Source organism: Providencia sp. wls1914, from assembly GCF_009706645.1.
Classification (GTDB): domain Bacteria; phylum Pseudomonadota; class Gammaproteobacteria; order Enterobacterales; family Enterobacteriaceae; genus Providencia; species Providencia zhijiangensis.
In genome coordinates, this window is record NZ_WLUN01000017.1 from 116,018 (window position 1) to 138,631 (window position 22,614).

The 22,614-nt window shown below is 40.9% G+C and carries 16 protein-coding genes and 3 pseudogenes; 8 read left to right on the top strand and 11 right to left on the bottom strand.

Annotated elements, in window-relative coordinates:
* Positions 1-4: 4 nt before the first annotated feature.
* The 8 genes and pseudogenes from GKR74_RS16955 to GKR74_RS16990 form a co-directional block, all read right to left on the bottom strand.
* Positions 5-2,626, bottom strand: coding sequence for a fimbria/pilus outer membrane usher protein (locus GKR74_RS16955; protein WP_154604546.1), 2,622 nt, complete (start codon positions 2,624-2,626; stop codon positions 5-7).
* Positions 2,627-2,645: 19 nt separating this feature from the next.
* Positions 2,646-3,539 (bottom strand): annotated as a pseudogene (locus GKR74_RS16960) (fimbrial biogenesis chaperone).
* Positions 3,493-4,314: pseudogene (locus tag GKR74_RS16965) on the bottom strand (fimbrial biogenesis chaperone). The pseudogenes GKR74_RS16960 and GKR74_RS16965 overlap by 47 nt, the downstream one beginning before the upstream one ends.
* Positions 4,265-4,831 carry a fimbrial-like protein gene (locus GKR74_RS16970; RefSeq protein ID WP_195848784.1) on the bottom strand — a complete coding sequence of 189 codons (567 nt, stop codon included), beginning with the start codon at positions 4,829-4,831 and terminating at the stop codon, positions 4,265-4,267. The pseudogene GKR74_RS16965 and the gene GKR74_RS16970 overlap by 50 nt, the downstream one beginning before the upstream one ends.
* A gap of 50 nt (positions 4,832-4,881) precedes the next feature.
* Positions 4,882-5,472, bottom strand: coding sequence for a fimbrial protein (locus GKR74_RS16975; protein ID WP_154604550.1), 591 nt, complete (start codon positions 5,470-5,472; stop codon positions 4,882-4,884).
* 15 nt (positions 5,473-5,487) lie between these two features.
* A complete protein-coding gene (locus GKR74_RS16980) occupies positions 5,488-6,072 on the bottom strand; it encodes a fimbrial protein (RefSeq protein ID WP_154604551.1) in 585 nt (194 codons plus the stop codon).
* On the bottom strand, positions 6,056-6,781 hold the full coding sequence (locus tag GKR74_RS16985) for a fimbrial biogenesis chaperone (protein WP_154604552.1): 726 nt from the start codon (positions 6,779-6,781) through the stop codon (positions 6,056-6,058). Before GKR74_RS16985 ends, GKR74_RS16980 begins: the two co-directional genes overlap by 17 nt.
* A 65-nt stretch (positions 6,782-6,846) precedes the next feature.
* Complete coding sequence (locus tag GKR74_RS16990; protein WP_154604553.1) at positions 6,847-7,371, bottom strand: fimbrial protein; 525 nt, start codon at positions 7,369-7,371, stop codon at positions 6,847-6,849.
* 1,083 nt (positions 7,372-8,454) lie between these two features.
* Between GKR74_RS16990 and GKR74_RS16995 the strand changes: the two genes are divergently transcribed.
* From GKR74_RS16995 to GKR74_RS17005, 3 genes are read left to right on the top strand one after another with little or no spacing between them, the layout of a single operon-like run.
* Positions 8,455-10,884 (top strand): DMSO/selenate family reductase complex A subunit, encoded by a 2,430-nt coding sequence (locus GKR74_RS16995; protein WP_195848785.1) that lies wholly within the window; start codon positions 8,455-8,457, stop codon positions 10,882-10,884.
* A 13-nt stretch (positions 10,885-10,897) separates the two neighbouring features.
* Complete coding sequence (locus GKR74_RS17000) at positions 10,898-11,515, top strand: DMSO/selenate family reductase complex B subunit (RefSeq protein ID WP_154604555.1); 618 nt, start codon at positions 10,898-10,900, stop codon at positions 11,513-11,515.
* A gap of 2 nt (positions 11,516-11,517) precedes the next feature.
* Positions 11,518-12,285: a dimethyl sulfoxide reductase anchor subunit family protein gene (locus GKR74_RS17005; protein WP_154604556.1), complete on the top strand. Its 768-nt coding sequence runs from the start codon at positions 11,518-11,520 to the stop codon at positions 12,283-12,285.
* Positions 12,286-12,425: 140 nt separating this feature from the next.
* Here GKR74_RS17005 and GKR74_RS17010 read toward each other — a convergent pair whose 3' ends face one another.
* Positions 12,426-12,659: a helix-turn-helix domain-containing protein gene (locus GKR74_RS17010; RefSeq protein WP_154604557.1), complete on the bottom strand. Its 234-nt coding sequence runs from the start codon at positions 12,657-12,659 to the stop codon at positions 12,426-12,428.
* Positions 12,660-13,937: 1,278 nt separating this feature from the next.
* On the opposite strand from GKR74_RS17010, the gene GKR74_RS17015 reads away from it, so the two are divergent.
* Entirely contained in the window at positions 13,938-14,567 is a 630-nt protein-coding gene (locus GKR74_RS17015; protein ID WP_154604558.1) for a sel1 repeat family protein, read from the top strand.
* 25 nt (positions 14,568-14,592) lie between these two features.
* Positions 14,593-15,855, top strand: a complete 1,263-nt coding sequence (locus GKR74_RS17020) for a hypothetical protein (RefSeq protein ID WP_154604559.1) — start codon at positions 14,593-14,595, stop codon at positions 15,853-15,855.
* Between the two features lie 107 nt (positions 15,856-15,962).
* On the opposite strand, the gene fadE is transcribed toward GKR74_RS17020, so the two are convergent.
* Positions 15,963-18,428, bottom strand: a complete 2,466-nt coding sequence (fadE, locus tag GKR74_RS17025) for an acyl-CoA dehydrogenase FadE (RefSeq protein ID WP_154604560.1) — start codon at positions 18,426-18,428, stop codon at positions 15,963-15,965.
* A 340-nt stretch (positions 18,429-18,768) separates the two neighbouring features.
* On the opposite strand from fadE, the gene lpcA reads away from it, so the two are divergent.
* Together lpcA and GKR74_RS17035 are read left to right on the top strand one after the other, a co-directional pair.
* On the top strand, positions 18,769-19,347 hold the full coding sequence (gene lpcA / locus GKR74_RS17030; RefSeq protein WP_036954182.1) for a D-sedoheptulose 7-phosphate isomerase: 579 nt from the start codon (positions 18,769-18,771) through the stop codon (positions 19,345-19,347).
* Between the two features lie 26 nt (positions 19,348-19,373).
* Positions 19,374-20,138, top strand: a pseudogene (locus GKR74_RS17035) (class II glutamine amidotransferase); the annotation flags it as partial.
* Here GKR74_RS17035 and GKR74_RS17040 read toward each other — a convergent pair.
* On the bottom strand, positions 20,112-20,852 hold the full coding sequence (locus GKR74_RS17040) for a L,D-transpeptidase family protein (protein ID WP_154604562.1): 741 nt from the start codon (positions 20,850-20,852) through the stop codon (positions 20,112-20,114). The pseudogene GKR74_RS17035 and the gene GKR74_RS17040 sit on opposite strands and share 27 nt — an antisense overlap.
* A 415-nt stretch (positions 20,853-21,267) precedes the next feature.
* Between GKR74_RS17040 and GKR74_RS17045 the strand changes: the two genes are divergently transcribed.
* On the top strand, positions 21,268-22,611 hold the full coding sequence (locus GKR74_RS17045) for a Na(+)-translocating NADH-quinone reductase subunit A (protein WP_154604563.1): 1,344 nt from the start codon (positions 21,268-21,270) through the stop codon (positions 22,609-22,611).
* Positions 22,612-22,614 lie beyond the last annotated feature (3 nt).

The following is a 22,614-nucleotide window of genomic DNA, read 5'->3' on the forward strand; positions in this document are numbered from 1 at the left end:
AAAGTTATTGGCATGTAACCTGTAACTGGCGAATTGGCATATCAGTGTTAACGGTGATTCCCGTTAAGTTAAATGTCACCAGACACTGCCTATCGGGGGTATCACCCCATTTGACCCAAAGGGTGCCTTGCTCTGGTAATCCCGATAGATATACTTGCCCCATGTCACTAACAATGCCGCTGATCTCTTCTTGCTCAGATGTGCTTGTCAGCGTTGCAATTGCCCCGAAAGGTACGGGTTGTTGGTTGTTCTGGGTCAACGTCATTAAGGCTTGATAGCCAATGCGGGTGGCTATTTTGGCATCGACAACCGCGCCTTTGGTTGGGTACACGTTAACATTCGAGTTTTTCACATCGACACCTTCAGGCAGGGTTGTCGGGTCGATACCGATGCTGTTTTTCATGTAATCCGATAAATAAGGCGCCACGGCATAACCTTGCCAATCAACCACAGTATTTCCGTTGGTAATGCTGGTGCCTGATGCGTTTGGTGCGCTGACGAGTGCCACGGAATCCCCCATAACGGGGGATAATGTAATACCGCCGCTGTGTACCAACACGCCACCACTCGCATTCATATTGACTGAACGGGAATCGTGACCGTAGCTGTAGGCTAAACTTAGGTTGCCTTTGTTTCCTTGAAAGCCGAGGTTGGCATTACTCATCGCGGGTATGTCTTGATTTCCCCAACTTTGAGACAGGTTGTAGGACAGGCTATTGTTCAGAGTGCTACCGCTGATCCCGACTTGGTTTTGGGTTCGGCCATGATTATCGTGAGTGATACTCGTCGTGGCATAAATCGACTGTAAATTTTCTCCGTATCCGAAAATACGAAATGGGATATTAATATTGAGGCTGATCTGTCGATTTTCTGGCCACTGACCTGCTGCGTCTTTGACTCGGTCAATGTTATAGTTCACTCCGAAGTTGACTCCTCGAATATTGCCGCTGTAACCCAGAGACATACCGGTGAGGGTTTTGCTGTTACCCCAATAATCATCTCGGTTTGCTTGTAATCGCACTGTGCCAAAATCGCCTAATTGCTGGCTAAGCTGTGTTTTAAAGCTGCTTCGACGGCGCTGTAATGTCCACGGATTCAAGTTATCCTCAAGGCGATAACCCTGACTGTTGTACTCGTTAAAGTTATAGAAATTCTCGGTGGAATATCGCAAAGCAGTGAGATCCACCGAGGTTCCGGTGGACATCAAGCTTTTTGAATAACGGACACGGTAAGATTGCCCCGTGAGTCGTTCTGATTGATCATTTTGCGAGGTAAATTTGGCGACAGACTGGGTGACGTCCGCAGAAATCGCGCCTATATTTCCGAGTGATACACCGGAGCCTGCAGTGACCGCTTGATAATCCTCAGCGGCTAAAACACCACCGAATAGAGTCACGCCATTTTGCAAACCGTACACACCCGTCACGAGAACAAAGTCCGCTTGGCGAGAGCCTTGGGTTAAGTAACCGTTATAGCGTCCAGCAGTGACTTCATACTTCCAGCCACCCGGTCTTAGCATCATGGGTAGTGCAGAGTAGGGCACAATAAAACGGCGCAGAGTGCCATCCGCTTCGGTGACAGTGACGTCATAGTCCCCTGATAACCCAGCTTGCTGGATATCATTGATATAGAAAGCCCCGGGTGCAATGTAGGTTTCATAAACAATGTTGCCGTTTTGTCGAACGGTGACTCTCGCATTCGTATTAGCGATGCCACTAATTGCAGGCGCATAACCCCGAAGTTGGCTCGGCAGCATTTGTTCATTGGATTTTAATTGCAGCCCCTGAAAAGGAACGCTGTCAAAAATATCGCCGCCCGTTGTTGACTCACCGATTAAGAGGTTTGAGCGTAACGCATGAATATCCCGTGAAAGATAGGTGTTTGAAAAACGCGTTTGATTCTGTGTTTGGTCAGATTGATTTTTCTGTCCGCGAAATTCGCTTCGCGTATGGGTTAGCATGCTGCGTAAACGCCACGCACCCAAATTCATTCCCCCCATAATTGAGGCGAATAGGTTATTCACTTCTGAGCTTCCGCTCTCTTCAGTGCTATTTTTATTTTGACCTGCGCTTAGGTTGTAATTAAAAAGCAGGGCAGGTATTCCATCATCCCATAATGTAGGATCGGCATAATTGGCGTATTTTGCCGTCATTGCCACTTGTGGAATGCTGATGTTTAAACGCAAGCTTGCCAAGTCTAACTGTGTGACTGCATGCGGAATATAAGTGGCTAAATTATCAATCGGTTCCTGAAAAGGCAGCGAGTTTAGCTCCGGGATATTAGGGACGTTAACCCCCCATGATTGCAGTAGTTCTGGGGTTAATTGTGGCTGAACTTTGCCTTGTTTATCTTTTTTAAATGCTAATGTTAGTTGCCCTTCATCGCGTTTATTCACATAAATCGTAACGGTATATTCCCCTTCAGCAACCCCACCTTTTTCACTGAATGCGGACAAATCAACGTGCTCGGACTCTCCACTTAACGAAAGAAAGCTCGGGTCAAAGTAATCTTCCGCGATTGCTTTAGGAAATAAATTGAGTATTCCAATCGTTAGCAAACTTAGGCGAAAAAATGCGGGTAATATCGCAAGATGATCTGTTTTTTGTTTTTGTTGAGTACAGTACATACATCGATTCTCAATTCGTCTATCCATCACAGTGAGACATTCCAAAACGTCTCATATCAATTTTTCAGTCTCAATGGGTGTCATTTAAGTGCTGGGTTTGCTCTGCGGTTTTCCGCCCTAAGTCATCAATAATTTTCCAACGAACTTCAGCCTTGTCTGTTGTTTTTATAGGGTGAAGGACATGACTGTAAGGCTCGATCATTGGAATTGAAGACGATGAAACCGCGTGACCATCAATAGAGAGCTCCCCGAATGTTGCGTAATACGGTGTTGGGTTGTTGATTTCTAATTGCCCGTCTCGATACGCAAATTGCAATTTATTCGCACGAATATTGGCATCCATTTGTGGAAGACCTTCGGGGCGATAAAACATTTTCAGATTGTTTTGCAGGGCTAATACCATCTTTGCGCCTTCGCCTTCGCCTTCGCCTTCGCCTTCGCCTTTGGCCATTTCAGGTGCAGGTTGTCCGGGGATCGCTTTTAATGCCAAAGTGAAAGCGGATTCCCTATCAACGGGTAAGCGGTTTTCTGTTAAGCGAATACGCAAGGTGATGGTTTCGTTTTCAGAAAAGCGGACCAACGGCGGTAAAACCATAAATGGCGTTAGTTTTTTGTCAGGGTTTTGCGTAATAGCAGGCTCCGTATTTTGCGCTTTCCAAGGTAAAACTCGTGATTGCAAGAGATAAACTTGCGAGGAGTTATTGGTGACATTGAATGTCACGCCATTTTTCGCCTTCGCAGCATAAATCAGTCGAGTTCCTTGCATTGAAATTCCTTCGTCTGGCATGTTTGCTTGCGCAGTGATGCTCAGTAGCGCTGCGATTCCACCCCACAATAATGCGTTCAAAGTTGTCATTTTTTCACCCTTATCATGGTTTCCGCTGGAATGATTCACTGATGCCACCATAGTCATTGATGACGCTCCAATAGATTGTTTTCGCTGGTGCTTGAACGTGATAAGTCTGGCTAGAAAATGGGGCAATCATGGCGCCTTGTTCACGGACATTGACAGCTTGTTCATCCAGCTTTAATTGGGCGAATGTCAGGTAATAAGGCGTGGGATTTTCAACGAATAACAGTTTTCCTTGCTGTGAAAAACGCAGCTGTTTAGGTGCTGCTGTGACTGGCATACCTAAGTCACTTGGGCGATAAAACAGTTTGATCAACATGCGAAGCCCAAGAGAGACCTGTGTGGTGGTCATATTGTCTTCGCTTGCAGCGCTATTTTTTTGAACTGATGGAATAGCCAAAAAGCTTAAATAGAAAACAGATTCTCGGTCAGTGGGCAGTGACGATGTGTTCTGACGAGAAATCAGTACGGTATTTTGGCTATTTTTTTCTAAGCGAAATAGAGGTGGCGTCACCATAAATGGCAGAGCTTGAGCCCCTTTCTCTTGGTCATTAGGTGTTTTTAAAACACGACTATTGATTAAGTACACGCGTTCACTGTTATTGTTGATGGCGATTTTGCTGCTTTTCATTTTTCCATCAAAGACAACACGGGTCTGGCTTAAGCTTAAGCCACCATTAGCTTGGCTTTGTTTGACGATGCCTAGTGAAAATCCCACAAAGAGCAATGTGCAAAGTGGCAAAAGATATTTTGTTAGTTTCATTGTTATTGTTTCCTTTGCGTTGGCATTATTCGTACAAAAAATCAAAAGTCACAGTGGAAATAAATACGCCCCCATGGCGATCGGTTGAATCACAATATCCACAGGTTAATATCGCCTTGATGGGGATGGTGGTTGCTAGCGTACTCAGCTGTTGCGTGGAAGCCCAATTAATGGGTTGAATCACGCCATTACGGGCTAAATTGGTGTTGGGGCCAAAATCCGCAGAGCCTATTGTTGAGAGCCAAAGCCCATAACCTTTTACATCAGATTGCCCTTCGGCATCTCGGAATACGGGCTCTCCCAGCTCCGTTGTTATCGTGCCACTGACATGAATTGAAGGCGTCAATCCCCAACCCGCACACTTACTTAGAGTCAATTCAAATTCGTGCTTTGCGCTATCTAAACCATTTTTAATATCGTCGGGCATTAATGGATTGCCGTTATTAAACGCCACACTTGGTGGGGCTGTAATTTGGCAACTGCCGCCGACAAAGGTGGCAGAGAAGGTAAATGTGTTACTGGCATTGTTGATAGCAAAGGCGTAAATGCTCCATGTAAATCCACCAATAGACAGGCATAACAAAAGAGTCACCGTCAGAAACAAATTCCTTTTTTTCACAATGAGTTGCATTTCATTTTCCCTTATTCAAAAGCCACGTTGACCGTTAATGCCGCTTGAAAGCACCCTGATGTAATCTCAGGTTGTAAAGGCCCCACAACACCCACCCACAGCAAAGTGTTAGAGTGATATTGATTGCTGCTATCCAATATTTGGATTGGGACGCCATCACCGTGATTCCTTATTGCCAAATCAGGGCGATAAAAATCAGCCAGTGAAATAGCTTGGTTATCAACGGATTGTCGAACCATAAAACCGATGCCATTAGGAGCCCCATCTAAAAATACAGTCTGTAATGTGTCATTGGGATAGGGAGTGCTTCCTTGCAATGACAAGATGGGCTGCAATACTTCAGTTTCATCCACACAGGAAATTTGCAGTGTTAATGGTTTAATTTGATACGCTTGAATTGCCCCAACCAACTTGCTTGCCTGTAAGGGTTTAAATTCCAAAACACGCTCGAGCAGGTTGACGTCACAGCCAATACCTTTGTTGGCTATGACGGCTTTCAATGTCATGGGCTCTGCGTATGCAACGCGCAAGCTTCCAAAACAGAGGAATATCAAAAAAATAAGCATGCTTAAGCTGCATGAAACAGAGAGAGTTTGTTTCATTTCTTGTCCTCCTTATTAATCGTATTGAAAGTCAAACGTCACATTCGCTTTAAGTTCGCCACCGACTCTCTCTTCTTTATTGCAATTCCCGCAGCTTAGAACGGCTTTAATGGGTAATGTGCCATTGAGAAGGGATAAAGGGGTTTTAATGTCCCAACTTTCGATAGCTAAAATTTCTTTGTTTGCTGCCAGATCTTCGTTTGGCTGAAAATACTCATTTCCCTGAAATTTTAATAAAATGCCATAACCTGTTGCTGTCGACCCTACTGAGTCTAAAAACATGGCATCGCCATAAGCGGCGGTAGATTCGCCGACTAGGGTTATTTTGGGGGTGAGACCGAACCCTTGGCACTTGGTTAGCGTTAGGTTAAACGCTTCTGTTGTCACGGGAAGCTGAGCTTCAATCGCCGCAGGCAGAATCGGTTCCCCGTGGTTGAAAATTACTTCATTGGGAAATGAAATTTCACATGCGCCTTCGTAAGCGATATCTGCACGAAACTCCACCGTTGCGCCGTAAAGGGAAGCGCTCAGGCTACTTAAAAAGATCCCAAACCAACTTAATTTGATGATCTGTTGAGTTAATTTATTGAACCACGCCATGAAAAACCTCAACTACGCCATAGTCATTGATGGCTCCCCAAGTGACTTTCCCTGATGTTGGTGCCGCTTGATAAGTTAAATAGCTAAAAGGAGCGATCATCGTATTTTGTTGGCTTTGACTCATTGCAACGCGCTTTCCTCCAACCGTTAAAGATGAGAGAGAAATGTAATAAGGCGTAGAGTTTGAAACCTTAAGTTTCTGACCTTGTTGAGAAAAAGATAATGATCCCATTGCCTTTTGTTGTGTCATCGCCAGCCCGTCAGGACGGTAAAACAACTTAATAACGCTTCCAGAGGAGACCGTTATCGAGCCTCCCACATTGCTACTTTTTGTATTTTCACTGCGCGCTTGCGAGGGCAGGGCAATAACGCGTAAGTAGAAAATAGATTCTCTATCTTGAGCAAAAGAGGCGTTACCTGTTTGTAATACCCGTAATTGATTACTGCTATCTGGTTCTAAGCGGAATAAAGACGGCGTAACAGAGAAAATATTTTGTGTCTTTGTGCCTTGTACATCGCCTAAGATCTGGGCCTTCACTAAATACGGCACTGTTGATTGGCCACTGCTTGTCACGCTAATGGCTTGACCTTGTTCTCGGTCTGCCGCGTGAAAAACAATTCGTGAGCTGTCCAAGGAAATGCCAGCCATTGCACTGACAGTAAAAAAAAGCCCCAATGAACCAGTCAACAGTGAACGATAAAATGTCATGTTTATGTACTCCGCTATCTCAGTAAGCTCATTATTGATATGAACTTACTGAGCATTTCATGGATTTAGTTAACGATATAAGCGACTAATACTGGAGCACTGTAAGCACCCGCTGCAGGTTGCATATCGGTTGTTGCCATACCCACTTTGAAAGAGTAATCACTGCTAGTTGCATCTGTTGCGATAGCGACTGGAGTACCTTCATTGGCGCTTAAAATCGTGGTGTCATCTGATTTCGCGACCATAAAACCGACAGTATCTGTGTCGCTGTTAACAAAAATATTTTTGTCATTATTTGCAATAGACGTAATACCTTGAATGATTAAGTCACCAGTCTCATCAGGACTACAGTCGGTTAAAGTGACAGGCATGTTGATTGAACCCACTTTTGTATTTGCCGTGAATTCACTTGATTTAAATACACCAATATTAAGCACTGACTTTCCGCCATTAACGGTAAGTACACAGTTTGAATTGGTGATCACACCCTGTAATGTCACTTCTGCGGAAGGTTCTGCCGCATTTGCATAAAAGTTAACACCAGACATTCCCGCAAATAATGTGGTCGCTAAGGCGATTTTTTTTAACATGATTATATTTTCCCTATAGATATAGATTTAAAAGAGATAAAAAACTATCTGAACTAAATGGTAAGTTTTCGGTAATAAAAGCCATAAGCTTGCTACTGTATAATTGGAAAATACACAGTAATAAACTCATAAGCTTGAATTTAAATTAAACGTGATTTCATTAATAATTAAGAGAGATAAAAATATATCCTATTAAATGTTCTTTAAAATTTTGTTGCTGATAATTAATTAAGCTTAATTGGTTGTTTTAAATATTATGAAATCTAATTGCCAAATAGTTTAATAATAAAAAAACACAAAGACAACACCCGAGAAATGAGTAAAATGGCAAATGCAAATTACACTAAATATAAGTATAATAACGTAATGGTAATTAACCATATAAATCATGCTGTTAATGTGATTTATATCTCCGCTGGTATAATTAAATTGGAGTTATAATCTGAAATTGAACATAAAAAGAAATACATTCAGAGTAATATTTTGATTTTGATAAATTTTAATAATTATAAATTCAAAAACATATTAGAGTCATTGCTGTTTATATAAATTCGTTAATTTTCAATGCGTTGAGTTTTGTTTTGGTTGAAATATATTGAAACAAATAAAAACACTCTGTAATGGTGTGAAATAGGTGTTAATTTAACCTAAGTTCATACTCGTTATATTAGTTTGTTTCTCTGTGTTATTATATCTTTAAATTTTTTGTTGAGAATGGTTTTTGTTTGTTCTATTTTTAAGGTTTTCTTTGTATAAATAAATGCATATCGAAATTTTTTAATATTCATTATATTTGTTATCGTTGTTTTTTCATTTTTATTTGGTGTTAAGGTCTGGTTTTTTCTTTAAGATTAATGGAAGATATTGACTTTCTAATCATAATGCAATGATATATTCTTGTTTTTAACTATTAATTAGTTTAATTCACTTTGGTATTTTGTGTTTTTATTATTGACCGTTTTTCTATTTATGGCTGTTTTTCTGTTTTAATAACAATCGAGTTGACCCCTATCAATATATCTATTTTCAGTGGCGATAGATTTTAATAGCAAAATAACTATTAAGAGCAATGTGACTATGGAAATGAATATAAAGACAATGCTGGCTCATTCATTGAGTCGACGTGCATTAGTGAAAAATACAACGAAGTTAAGTGCAACACTCGCAATCACGAGTACTATCCCATTACCTTTTAATGCATTAGCAGATACATCGAACCAGGAAGTGAAACTCACGGATCCCCAGGAACAGATAAAGCACAGCGCATGTCTGGTTAACTGTGGGAGTCGATGCCCATTAAAAGTGATTGTTAAAGATGATGTGATCCAACGTATAGAGCCGGAATCGGCTAAAAATGAAGATATTTTTGGACAACATCAAATTCGACCTTGTTTAAGAGGGCGTTCAAGCCGTTGGCGTGTATACAGTCCTGACAGACTAAAATATCCATTAAAACGGGTAGGTAAGCGCGGTGAAGGCAAGTTTGAACGGATTAGTTGGGATGAAGCAAACCAACATATTGCCCAAGAGCTGCAACGGATTATTGTAAAGCATGGTAATGAGTCTGTTTATTATAATTATCAATCGGGTGCTTATTACCATAACCAAGGTACAACGGCGTGGAAGCGCTTGCTTAATTTATCGGGTGGCTATTTACGCTATTACAATACTTATTCAACAGCACAAATTTCAGTGGCAACGCCTTATACGTACGGCGAATACACCGCAAGCCATTTTGATCAAATCAGGCATTCAGACTTAGTGGTTTTCTTTGGGATGAATCTCTCTGAAACACGTATGTCTGGTGGTGGGCAAGTTGAAGAGCTAAGACGGGCTCTTGAAGATTCTCAAGCACAGGTTGTGATTATTGACCCTCGATATACAGACTCTGTCGTAACTGAACATGCCCAGTGGATCCCAATTCGCCCAACAACTGATGCGGCATTGGTTTCTGGTATTGCTTGGACATTAATAAATGAAAATTTGATTGATGAATCCATGGTGAATCAGTATTGCGTGGGTTTTGATGAGAGTACATTGCCTGCATCGGCAGCTCCGAATAGCAGCTATAAAGATTATATTTTAGGTAGTGGCGCAGACAAAACGGCGAAAACCCCTGAATGGGCGGAAGAGGTTACAGGAATTCCGGCAATTCAAATTCGTCAATTAGCCAGACAGATTGCTAATGCAAAAGCGTGTTATATCGCTCAAGGATGGGGGCCTCAACGGCATGCTAATGGCGAACAATCTGTTCGAGCTATTAACACATTACCGCTTTTAACTGGGCATTTTGGGCTTGCAGGGACAAATACCGGAAACTGGCCCTATGCAACGAAGTATGGTGTACCGAGTCTACCGGATGGCGACAACCCAATAAAAACGGCGATCCCTTGCTACTTATGGACAGATGCAATTGTTAACCCTGACATTATTACCGATAAAACCCACGGGTTGCGCGGCAAGGAAAAATTGGATGTCGGCATTAAGTGTATTATCAATCAGGCGGGTAATACCCTGATCAACCAGCACGGTGATATTAACCGCACCGCTAAAATCCTTGTAGATGATAAACAGTGTGAATTTATTGTGGTTATTGATAACCACATGACTCCAAGCGCCAAATATGCCGATATTTTACTCCCAGAAACCAGCTATCTCGAAGCGCAAGATTTAGTGGATAACTCCTATGCTTCAGGATCTAACCATTACATGATTGCCATGAAACCGGTCGTTAAGCCAATGTGGGAAGTGCGCAGCACTTATGATATTTGTGCGGATATCGCAGAATATATGGGATTTAGAGATGCGTACACCGAAGGTCGAACCCAAAGTCAATGGATTGAAAAACATTACAGCGAAGTTAAAGCGAAACGTGACTATTTACCTGATTGGTCGATTGCACAAGACATGGGCATTGTTGATCAGCAAAAAGCGACAGAAAAACAAAGCATTGCTTTAGCTGAATTCCGACGAGACCCTACCGCTAACCCACTTAAAACTCCATCAGGTAAAGCCGAGATCTATTCGGAAGCGTTAGATAAGTTAGCTAAAACGTGGATTTTACCCGAAGGGGATAAAATTACGCCATTACCTGAATTCTGTATTGCCAAAGAGTCGCATCTAGACACGGCGTTAAATAGCAAATATCCACTTCAGCTTAGTGGGTTCCATACCAAAGGTCATACCCACTCAACTTACTCAAATGTCCCTCAGCTACAAGAAGCGGTTCCTGATGAAATCTGGATGAACCCAATTGATGCAATGGAAAGGGGGATCGTCAATGGAATGCCTGTGCAGGTATTTAATGACAGGGGCATTGTTGAAATCCAATGTAAAGTGACAAATCGTATTATTCCAGGTGTGGTGGCGATGCCGGAGGGCGGGTGGACGAAACAAAATTCAAATGGCGTTGATATTGGTGGCTGCATTAACACGCTGACCTCTCACAGCGTATCACCATTAGCAAAAGGCAATCCACAACACACTAACCTTGTTCAAGTTCGCAAGGCTTAAGGAGTAAAGCGTCATGACACAATATGGTTTTTATGTAGATTCGTCCCGCTGCTCGGGGTGCAAAACATGCCAAGTGAGCTGTAAAGATAAAAATGAACTTGATGTGGGCCCTAAATTTCGTCGTGTGTATGAATATGGTGGGGGCTCGTGGATAAAGTCAGGGAATGGGTGGATGAATAATACTTACAGTTATTATTTGTCGATTTCATGTAATCACTGTGATGAGCCAACCTGTGTACAAGGTTGCCCAACGGGAGCTATGCATAAGCGGGAAAAAGATGGGTTAGTGGTGGTCAATCAGGATGTGTGTGTGGGGTGCCGCTATTGTGAATTACGCTGTCCATATGGTGCGCCACAATATGATGAACATAAACAGCTTATGACAAAATGTGATGGATGCTTTGACCGAGTCGAGCGAGGCTTAATGCCGACATGTGTTGAATCATGTCCTCAAAGAGCGCTGGATTTTGGACTGATTGATGAGTTACGTCAGCGTTATGGTACTGAAAATGCTATTGCTCCATTACCAGACCCAAGTCTTACTCGCCCTAACCTTATTGTAAAACCGCATCCAACTGCACGTCCTTCTGGGGACAAAAATGGTGCCATTATGAACCCTAAGGAGATCTAATCATGCATGAATTACCTCTTGTTTTCTTTACGGTTCTTGGCCAAAGCGCCGTTGGTGCATTTATTTTTCTATTGTTGTTTTCTTCCTTTGAAGGTAAACAACTGGGCGGGCGCTTATTTCTATCCCTCTGCGTTTTTGGATTAGGGTTGGTGATTGGTGTATTCCATATGGGACAACTGCTGCGAGCGATGAATCTCTTCTTTGGGGTCGGTCGTTCACCAATGAGTAATGAGATTATCTTATCGGCACTCTTTGGTTCTGTTGCGGCAATATCGGCTCTTGGACTATTGAGTGGCAAAGGCTCCCCATCTTTATTTAAAGGGATTGGATGGTTAGCAGCAATCGTGGGGATCGGGTTTGTCGTGTCGATCCCTGCGGTATATCAACTTGATATCATTGTTGGATGGCAAACGGAATACACTTGGGTTGTTATGCTGTTGACGGTGTTAACTTGCGGTGGGTTAATTGCGGCAACGTTAGGCGCAAATCAGAAAGCTATCTGGGTTTCAGTTATCGGGGTAATCGTCAGTTTGCTAATTAGACCAAGTTACTTATCGGTATTATGGAATGCCAATAGTCAGTTAACCTCAGCTCAAACATTGTGGTTTGGTTTTCAGGTCTTGCTGATGTTAGCCGTTTTAATTATTTCACTATTTGTTTTAGTAAAACGCTTACCGCATCGTTGGATTTATCTTTCAACTATTCTAATTGTTGCCTCTGAATTACTAGGCCGAATTGCATTTTATAATATGTGGAGCATTCCTATGTAATACTAGGGTGTTATTTATTGAGACTCCAGTCTTAATTTTGATTGGGGTCTCAATATGATCTATGGTCAATTTATAAGATCAAAATTAATAAATGATTTAATTTCATTTCAATGTAAATAAATTGGTTTTAATGAGTCTAATTAAAATTTGTTCTCAATAAAATCAATTAACTCACTCCATGTGCGACCTAATACATTTAATAGTTCATCTAGTTGGTCTAGGCTAAGCTTTGATCGTCCTGTTTCATAACGAGAGACTTGCTGTTGGCTCATATTGATTAAATCGGCTAATTGTGCGCCAGTTAAACCCATGCGAATCCGTGACTTACGAATGAAATAACCTGCGACATAGCTAAAACTATACTGTGTTTCCATGATTCCCTCGTTATTGTTAACGATTATGTTTAAGTGATTGTTTTCATTGAGTAGTTCTATTTTACCGTCAGAGAGTGCTTGTTATATTTTTTATAATTATGGGCATAGATTATGCTCTACATTTAGATGGCATGATTTTGAATAATGAAAAAATGATAATCAGCCTAAATATTAATTCCAGATAGAATGTTTATATATTAATGTTCTTTTAATTTAATATTGGTTTAAATTTAAAATGAAATTCGTGATTATATATTTTCATATCGCTATCTTTACTATCGGATAAATCTAAATAAATTTATTTTATTGTTTAACCTCCTGGGGAAATTAATCTTATTTTGATTTTAGATTTGGTTAACAAAATTAACAAACCAATAAAAATTAAAGTAAAGATATTAACGTGATTGTTATTTCTGAAACGAATTTTGAGTGTAATTAAAATTTTGGTTAATCACTCTCCTTTTTAATTTAAGTGAAATATATATTTTAAGGGTTGTTTGTATTCATTTCTAAATGTTTCAAGTTAAATTGGTAATCAGTCTAATAATAAAAAAAAACAAAAACAATACCCCGTACAGGCGTATAGAATAAAATATTATCACTATAGGGACTATCACGTAGAAGAAAATAAAAGAGAAAAATAAAAACAATAGTTTAATGAAATATAAAAAAACAGAAATCAATCAATAGCGAACTTAAGTTTTAACCTAAATGGAATTAAGGTTAAATTTCAGAGTATTTTGCCAATTAAATTGTACCCTGATGAATTTATTGAGAATAAAAGAAATTCTATTTTTGTTTAATATAATCAGTAGGATAGATTATTTCAGTGAGAAGGCGAAAATGCGTATAAATCTCGTATACATTATTTTTAATACCTAAGAAGATAGATAATATATTGATGATGATCAAAAGAATCAAGGGAGCCTATGGCTCCTTTGATGTTTTTAGTGAGTTCAATCTCGATTGAATATGTTATTTTTGGCTGAGTTTGAAAGGTAGCGGCGTGATGAAATTTATCTATACACTTATAAGGAGTAATCGTTAGCTGGATAGTAAGGGAGGTATCGCTAAGTGGAGCTGGTGGATATCAGACCAAATATATCAGTAAGAAAACGTTAGAACTGGTTGTAAACGGAATAAAAAGTATAGGAATGAGAAAAAATAGCTGGAGATCTTCTAGCTTTTACTCGATATAAAATAACTCGTTTAGGGGATTTTCAATTTTACAAATAAAGGTAAGGTTTAGTTTCTGTTATTCACTGAGTCGGCGAAGACATGAAATTAATTCTATTTTTAGCTTTATTAATCATTCAAGGTTGTCATTCTAATGGTAAGGAACATACTGATTTAGCGACAAAAAGCATGCTTTCTTTTAGTTACTCTAATGAGTACAGACAATATGACCCCAAATTATTATCCAACACTCCTCCTCCCAGAACACAAATTGATTATAACTATTTGAAATTACAGTCAAGTAAAGGTGACTCAAATAGTAGCTTGTTACTTTTTCATCTTTTCTATATTAGTTCAAATTGTAACTTTGTTGATTTAAAGAGTGTTGAACCGACTAAGAGATGCCTTAGAGCTATCGATTATTTAAATCAATCCATAGAGCAAAATCCAAATAATAGCCTTGCATTATATGAATTGGCTGTTTTACACCACCGTGGTATTGGTTTTTCAGTGAGTAGAAAAAACGCGATTAAATATTTAGATAGAGTTATTAATAAAGGCGGTAAAGACAGTGATTTAGTCTGTGAATACATTGGTTATATTTACTATTTTAATGATGATGGAGAGGGGCGAGATATCGAAAGGATGAAGTATTATTTGGATTTGGGAGCTAAGAAAGGAGGGATGATTTGCCTAAAAAATCTTAAAGATGTAATAGCTTTATCACGTTAATTTTAAAATTAAAGGAAAATATATCATGTATGATGAAACTCCTCAGGATGACTATGTTCCTGAGCATTACTTACAAGCAGTTAATGAAGGAGATACGCAATATTTTCATTTGGAAGACAGTAATTTTACGGCGTTAGATAGGCCTAGTTTTACAATATTTGTAGCACCGCCTGGAAGTAAATTTATTGATATAAATGCTGAAAATGTAGCAGGTGGAGAAGAAAGCTCTAGGTTTGGCCATGTATTTATGGGAATAAAAGGCTATAACTCAGGAACTAGAAGATTTGAGGCCGTATCAATAGGATTCGGTACAGGTAATAGCATACTTACAAATGAAGATAACGTTTCTTTTAATGATCATTTACGTTATCCCGAAGCATCTTCATTAACGATTACCGGAATGGGAACTAAATTTAATGAAGATATGAGTAATCTTTTTTATTTGTATAATCAGTATAAAACAGGCAGCATTGAATTAGATAATTACAATTTGTATAGTAATAACTGTATTGATTTTATTAATAATTTCTTAAAAGATGCTGAAATTGAAGGGGTTGAGGTTTCGGGATCACCAAAGTCTTTATTAAAAGCTCTAAAGAATTTAGCTAAGAAATATAAAACACCAATTATATTTGACCTTAATAAAGATGGCGTGAAAACGTTACCTGATAGTTTTGGTGTTAAATTTGAATTTGATGGTGTAAATGAAAAAACGGCATGGATTGACCCTAATGATGGACTATTAGTTTTTGATAGGGATAGTAATGGAATTATTGATAACGCAAGCGAATTATTTGGCGATAATTTTATGAAGCGTGATGGAAATAAAGCTGTTAATGGATTTGATGCTTTGTTGGATATTGATAGTAATGATGATGGCCTGATCAACCAGAATGATATTCTTTGGTATAAGTTGAGAATTTGGCAAGATAAAAATAGTGATGGAAAATCACAGTATGATGAACTATTAACTTTAGAAGGATTGGGGGTTGAGTCTATTGATTTGAAATATCAGGAGTCACTTGATATTGATGAATACGGAAATAAACACCAATTAAAATCTAAAGCGCAGTGGAAGGATGGAAGTTTTGCTGATGTTACCGATGTTTGGCTAATGCAATCTGATGAAGTTCAGCTTACAAATTCAACTGATAATATTAACTCCCAATTAATAGAAAAAATGGCATCAATGGTTTCAGATAGTATGGCGGGTATCTCTGAGTATATTGATATCAATGTATTAACTATGCCTAATGTATTTACTCCGATAAAAGAAGTCGCATACTAAATGATGTGAAAAATGGTCAATATGAATCAAGGGAGCTATTGGCTCCCTTGTTTTTAGTGTATCGAGTATTTTTTAGTATGGCTGCAATTTTTAGCGCGCTAAATTAATTATGCTGCTTTTTTCTTTTTCGACTGAGATTCATCCTCTGACTCAGTGTGTGGCTTTTTTGATGGAATCACACCTAAATCATCGAAATCAAACTCGTCGACATTAATCGTACGTAAGCGGCTGGCTTCGGCTTTACGTAAAATATCGGCTTCTTCTTGGGTGATAATGTTTTCTGGCAACATTTGGTCAGCTAACTTATCCAAACGCGTGAAGCTGAATTTACGCTCTTTTAAGCGGCAAATACGTTCGAAAATTGGCTCTGCAGCAATGATGTCATACAGTGCTTGGTTCACTAAACCGTGCGGGTTGTTCTCCACAGGGGTTAGGAATTGGCCACGTCCAATTCTGTCGCGTGTTTCTGATGGCTCCATCATCAGCTGTGCTAGCTTGTGATCCAGTCGGTCAGATGGCATTGACATTGCACGACCTGTCGGGAACAGGACAATGCGTAATGCGCCAGCAATAAAGCGATTTGGGAAGTTTTTCAGTAAATCGTCCATCGCTTTTTCTGATTGATACAGACAATCTTCAACGGCCCATTTCACCAGTGGTAAATCCGCTTTTTGGCGACCTTCATCTTCATAACGTTTCAAGGTTGCAGAAGCAAGATACAGATGGCTCAGAATATCCCCAAGACGAGCGGAGATTCGTTCACGACGTTTTAAGCTACCACCTAGAACGCCCATCGACACATCAGAGAGCAGGGCTAAGTTAGCACTTTGGCGGTTAAGCATTTGGTAATAACGGCGAGTTTCGTCTTTAGTTGGTGCGCTGCTACCGCGTCCATTGGTTAAACCTAACCAGAAACTACGACATTTGTTGCTGATCACATGACCAATATGACCGAATACTGCTTTATCAAATTTGTTCAGGTTATTGTCTTGGGCTGCTGCCATTTCATCAAGCACATAAGGATGGCAACGGATGGCGCCTTGTCCAAAGATAATCATGCTACGAGTCAGAATATTGGCACCTTCAACGGTAATGGCGATAGGTGCACCTTGGTAGGATCTGGCAACGAAGTTGGAACTTCCTAAGCAGATGCCTTTACCACCCGTGATATCCATCGCATCGATAATTGAGCGTTGACCACGGTGAGTACAGTGATATTTCACAATGGCGGAGAGTACCGCTGGTTTTTCGCCCAACATAATGCCAGATGTAATTAAGGTGGCTGCGGCATCCATTAAATAGGCGTTACCAGCAATACGGGCTAGATGCTCTTCAATACCTTCCATTTTTCCGATAGGAAGTTTGAACTGACGACGGATATAAGCATAAGCCCCCGTTGCCATTGCGACACTTTTCAAGCTACCTGTTGAGTTAGATGGCAAGGTGATCCCACGTCCAACAGACAGGCATTCCACCAGCATTCTCCAACCTTGACCCGCCATTTGTGGGCCACCTATGATGTAATCGATAGGCACGAAAATATCTTTTCCGCGGGTTGGGCCATTCATAAATGGAATGTTCAGCGGAAAGTGGCGGTGACCAATCTCAACACCAGGGGTGTTCGTTGGGATCAATGCACAAGTAATACCGAGGTTTTTCTCGCCGCCCAGTAGTTTCTCTGGGTCAGTTAATTTAAAGGCTAAGCCTAATACCGTCGCGATTGGCGCAAGGGTAATGTAGCGTTTGTTCCAAGTCAGGCGCATACCTAAGACTTGTTCACCTTGCCACTCGCCCATGCAAACAACGCCGGCATCAGGAATCGCTCCAGCATCAGAGCCTGCTTCTGGACTGGTTAATGCAAAACAAGGGATCTCTTCACCAGTAGCTAAGCCCGGTAAATAACGATTCTTTTGCTCATCCGTACCGTAATGTTGCAGTAATTCACCTGGGCCTAATGAGTTTGGAACACCCACCGTGATAGCAAGGATACCGGAAACACCCGCTAATTTTTGTAGGACTTGAGATTGCGCGTACGCAGAAAATTCTAATCCGCCATACTCTTTTTTGATGATCATCGCGAAGAAGCGGTGATCGCGTAGGTATTGCCAGACTTCTGGCGGTAAATCTGCGAGTTCATGACTGACTTCAAAGTCGTTCACCATGCCACAAACAGTTTCCACTGGGCCATCAATAAAAGCTTGTTCTTCAGCGGTGAGTTGTGGTTTTGGGTAATTATGAAGTTTGTTCCAATTTGGCGCCCCACGGAACAGGTCACCTTCCCACCAAGTGGTTCCAGCATCAATCGCTTCTTTTTCTGTGCTAGACATCGGTGGCATCACTTTCTGGAACATGGTCATCGCTTTTGATGAAAACAGAGATTGGCGAATTGGTGTGATGACAAATGGTAATAAAACCAGAGCGACGGGTAACAGCATCCAGTAGCTCCAGACACTAGCAGCACCCATGGCTGCGGTATAAGCCAGTAATATAATGGTGCTCAGAATGAGTGAGCTTTTGTGGTAGCTCAGCACGCCGATTAACGCAATAAATAAAACAATACTGAGAAGGATCATAGTTGAAGCTCCTGTCTACTTGTAAGAGGTCTGACCTGTTTGTTTTATTAATCTATATCTGGTAATAAACAATTAGCAAGGTATTTACATCTTAATTACAACTTGGCTCACAAAATCATCAGTTCCTTTTGTAAAGGGATGGTGAATGAAAAATAACCCGTCTTTAGCTAGCTGCAGAGCAGAAGCGCATTGTTGGAGATTTCGCCAACCATACCCCATACGGTACAATCAAAAGTAGAAACAAAATGTACCCTGTGCAACAATCGAGAAATCAAAGATAAATTACCTATAAAGACGTAATTATCTCCATCAAGCATTCGTAAAAATTAAGGGGAAACTCATGTACCAAGACTTGATCCGTGGTGAGCTGACTGAAGCGGCAGATACGCTATCAAAATTTTTAAGTGATGATGCAAATCTGCAAGCGATTGAGAAGGCTGCAGTATTGCTGGCGGACTCTTTCAAAGCAGGTGGTAAAGTGCTCTCTTGCGGTAATGGCGGCTCTCACTGTGATGCAATGCACTTTGCGGAAGAGTTAACTGGACGCTATCGTGAAAACCGTCCTGGCTACCCAGCGATTGCTATCTCCGATGTTAGTCACATCTCTTGCGTGAGTAATGACTTTGGTTATGAATTTGTTTTCTCTCGCTTTGTGGAAGCGGTAGGGCAAAAAGGCGATGTGCTGCTTGGCATTTCGACCTCAGGTAATTCTGGCAATATTATTAAAGCGATCGAAGCGGCACGTGCGAAAGGTATGAAAGTCATCACCCTAACAGGGAAAGATGGCGGAAAAATGGCGGGAAGCGCTGATATTGAAATTCGCGTTCCGCATTTTGGTTACGCAGATCGTATCCAAGAGATCCACATCAAAGTGATCCATATTTTGATCCAATTAATTGAAAAAGAGATGGTTAAGTAACCATTTTTAGTAGCAGGAGACTTTAAATGTGTGAGTTGCTTGGCATGAGTGCCAATGTACCAACCGATATTACGTTTAGCCTAAGTGGGCTGATTTCCCGTGGTGGGCAGACTGGTCCACATAAAGATGGATGGGGTATCACGTTCTACGAAGGTCTAGGCTGCCGCACATTTAAAGATCCTCAACCGAGTTTTGTCTCCCCTGTGGCGCGTTTTGTGCAGGAATATCCTATTAAATCGGAAAGCATTGTGGCGCACATTCGTCAGGCGAACCGAGGAGATGTTTCACTGGTGAATACCCATCCGTTTACGCGGGAATTATGGGGACGAAACTGGACTTATGCGCATAATGGGCAATTGAAAGGGTTTCGTTCATTAAAGACGGGGCACTATAGACCAATCGGTGAAACTGATAGTGAATGGGCGTTTTGCTGGATTTTGCATCAACTGAATCAAAAATACCCAAGAAAGCCAACAAACTGGAAAGCCGTTTTCCGTTTTATTGGCACACTCGCGCAGCAACTGCGTGAAAAAGGGGTATTTAATATGCTGTTATCCGATGGGCAATATTTGATGGCATTTAGCTCAACAAAGCTGCATTGGATCACGCGTAGAGCGCCGTTTGGTAAAGCGAAACTGCTGGATCAGGACATCGAGATTGACTTTCAACAGTGCACAACGCCAAGTGATATTGTTTCAGTTATTGCCACGGCGCCCTTAACAGGTAACGAGACGTGGCAAAAAATCGAACCCGGTGAATTTGTGCTATTCCACCGTGGCCAACGCATACTGTGATTTAGATCCCAATAACTTAGTGGGCGTTTCTGGCATGCTGTTAACATGATATTTACCTAATGTTACTGATATTTCAGCAGGTTTGCCGGTTCGCTCAAAATAATCATAAGCAGGTTGAAGCTGTTTCCAAAAAGCATAATGCGTTGAATTGCGATAACGCAGCATATTCATTTTAGTCATGCGAAATGGATAAATACTTACATCAACGGCAGGTTGACCATTTTGAAGTGCTTGTTCCACGGTTTGATAAATTTCCCCCATGGATTTATCTGTCATTGCATAACACCCGACAGACACACAGCTACCGTGAATCATCAGATAGTTACCCGAATACCCCTGCGTCTTATCAAATTCATTAGGAAATCCAAGATTGATAGATCGATAATATCGACTATTTGGATTGAGTTGCGAGCGCGTGATCTGATAAAACCCCTCAGGGCTTTTTAAGTCGCCTTCTATCTTTTTAGGGCCTAGTCCACCAGAAAACTTACAGATAGGGTAGGTTTTGACTAATTTATACTTTCCTACGGCTGTTTTTTGGTAGAGCTCAAGCACACCCTCTTGCTTAAATATTTGAATAAATATCGATGAATCAGGCTGAGTAGTTGGCTTACTATTAAGGTGAAATAATGTGTTTTCTTCTTGTTGAGCAAATGCAGACGTTGCAAATGTGAAGAGTAAATAAACACCGACGGTTTTACTTATATGCATAATTAAGCCAAATGTTGAAAAATAAGCTGATTAAAAATGGACCAAATTCAACATATTTTAGACGAATGGAACAAAATATAATATATCAAGTTAATAATTTTCTAATGAATCATTATTGGCTACAAATTAATCGATGCTCGATAAATGTGAGCCAACATGTAGGTATTTACGAATTGTTGCAACAAAATTTTAAATTTTATTGCAATTTGCTTGAACTAGGTCACTTCTATAACCGGACAGAGGTCGAGGGAACTGATAAAATTGACCCCGGCAGAAGAAGATAAAGTGTAGCAATATTGTTAGATTTACTTACTCGAGTGGCGAAAGCAACTTGAGTTATTTTTATTATTGAGTCGCTATCATTCATTGCTGAATCGTTAGCTTAGGGTTTAACTGATAAACTTGTGCAGATCTTATGATTAAAATTAAAAAAGGCCTTAACCTTCCAATAGCAGGTGAGCCAGCCCAAGTGATAGAAGACGGCCCGAAAATTCAACACGTAGCGGTGCTAGGTGAAGAATATGTCGGAATGCGTCCTTCGATGCTGGTTAAAGAAGGTGAGCGTGTAAAAAAAGGGCAGGTTCTTTTTGAAGATAAAAAGAATCCTGGCGTGGTATTCACGAGCCCAGCCTGCGGTAAAATTATTGCTATTCATCGTGGTGAGCGTCGTGTACTTCAGTCCGTTGTTATCGAAATCGATGGTGACGAACAAGAGACTTTCGAGTCTTATTCTACCGACCAACTCCCATCACTGACGAAAGAGCAGGTTGAACAAAATCTTTTAAGATCCGGTTTATGGACTGCTTTAAGAACGCGTCCATTTAGTCGTTCTCCAGAGCCAGGTTCATTCCCCGCAGCGATTTTTGTGACTGCAATTGACACCAATCCTCTTGCTGCTGATCCTTCGATTATTATTGGCGAAAATGCGCAAGCCTTTACTGACGGTCTCATCGTTCTGAGCCGACTAACTGAAGGCAAGGTGCATGTTTGTCATGGTGCGAGCGAGCTTCCAAAACAAGCTGCTAATACACAAATCACATACACACAATTTGCAGGACCACATCCAGCGGGCTTAGCAGGGACTCATATTCATTTCCTTGAACCTGTTAGCATTCGCAAAAAGGTGTGGAGCCTCAATTATCAGGATGTGATTGCCATCGGTAAATTATTTACCACTGGTCATCTTTATACTGATCGCGTTGTTTCTGTCGCAGGCCCGCAAGTTGAGAAACCTCGCTTGCTGCGCACTCGCCTTGGCGCGGATATCTATGAATTAACCAAAGGTCAGCTCAAGGCAGGTGAGAACCGCATTATTTCTGGTTCTGTGCTGTGGGGCGTGACTTGTGATGATGCTCATCATTATCTTGGTCGTTTCCATAACCAAGTTTCTGTATTAGCGGAAGGTCGTGAAAAAGAGCTGTTTGGATGGATTATGCCAGGCGTGAATAAATTCACTATCACGCGTACCACCATTGGGCATTTCTTGAAGAATAAACGCTTCGATTTTACCACGACGATGAATGGCGGTGAGCGTTCAATGGTACCAATTGGTAACTATGAGCGTGTCATGCCTCTCGATATTATGATCACCCACTTACTGCGTGATCTGCTCGCAGGGGACACCGATACTTCTCAGGAACTGGGTTGTCTGGAACTCGATGAAGAAGACTTGGGACTGTGCACCTATGTGTGTCCAGCTAAGTATGAATATGGTCCAGTACTGCGTGATGTCCTGACCAAGATTGAGCTAGAAGGGTAATTC

Excerpts from the sequence above, each read along its gene's own strand:
- GKR74_RS17005 (WP_154604556.1), top strand. The coding sequence starts at position 11,518 with ATGCATGAATTACCTCTTGTTTTCTTTACGGTTCTTGGCCAAAGCGCC.
- GKR74_RS16980 (WP_154604551.1), bottom strand. The coding sequence starts at position 6,072 with ATGGCGTGGTTCAATAAATTAACTCAACAGATCATCAAATTAAGTTGG.
- GKR74_RS16985 (WP_154604552.1), bottom strand. The coding sequence starts at position 6,781 with ATGACATTTTATCGTTCACTGTTGACTGGTTCATTGGGGCTTTTTTTT.
- GKR74_RS17010 (WP_154604557.1), bottom strand. The coding sequence starts at position 12,659 with ATGGAAACACAGTATAGTTTTAGCTATGTCGCAGGTTATTTCATTCGT.
- lpcA (WP_036954182.1), top strand. The coding sequence starts at position 18,769 with ATGTACCAAGACTTGATCCGTGGTGAGCTGACTGAAGCGGCAGATACG.
- GKR74_RS16955 (WP_154604546.1), bottom strand. The coding sequence starts at position 2,626 with ATGTACTGTACTCAACAAAAACAAAAAACAGATCATCTTGCGATATTA.
- GKR74_RS17040 (WP_154604562.1), bottom strand. The coding sequence starts at position 20,852 with ATGCATATAAGTAAAACCGTCGGTGTTTATTTACTCTTCACATTTGCA.
- GKR74_RS16975 (WP_154604550.1), bottom strand. The coding sequence starts at position 5,472 with ATGAAACAAACTCTCTCTGTTTCATGCAGCTTAAGCATGCTTATTTTT.
- GKR74_RS17000 (WP_154604555.1), top strand. The coding sequence starts at position 10,898 with ATGACACAATATGGTTTTTATGTAGATTCGTCCCGCTGCTCGGGGTGC.
- GKR74_RS17045 (WP_154604563.1), top strand. The coding sequence starts at position 21,268 with ATGATTAAAATTAAAAAAGGCCTTAACCTTCCAATAGCAGGTGAGCCA.
- GKR74_RS16990 (WP_154604553.1), bottom strand. The coding sequence starts at position 7,371 with ATGTTAAAAAAAATCGCCTTAGCGACCACATTATTTGCGGGAATGTCT.
- GKR74_RS16995 (WP_195848785.1), top strand. The coding sequence starts at position 8,455 with ATGAATATAAAGACAATGCTGGCTCATTCATTGAGTCGACGTGCATTA.
- GKR74_RS17015 (WP_154604558.1), top strand. The coding sequence starts at position 13,938 with ATGAAATTAATTCTATTTTTAGCTTTATTAATCATTCAAGGTTGTCAT.
- GKR74_RS17020 (WP_154604559.1), top strand. The coding sequence starts at position 14,593 with ATGTATGATGAAACTCCTCAGGATGACTATGTTCCTGAGCATTACTTA.
- fadE (WP_154604560.1), bottom strand. The coding sequence starts at position 18,428 with ATGATCCTTCTCAGTATTGTTTTATTTATTGCGTTAATCGGCGTGCTG.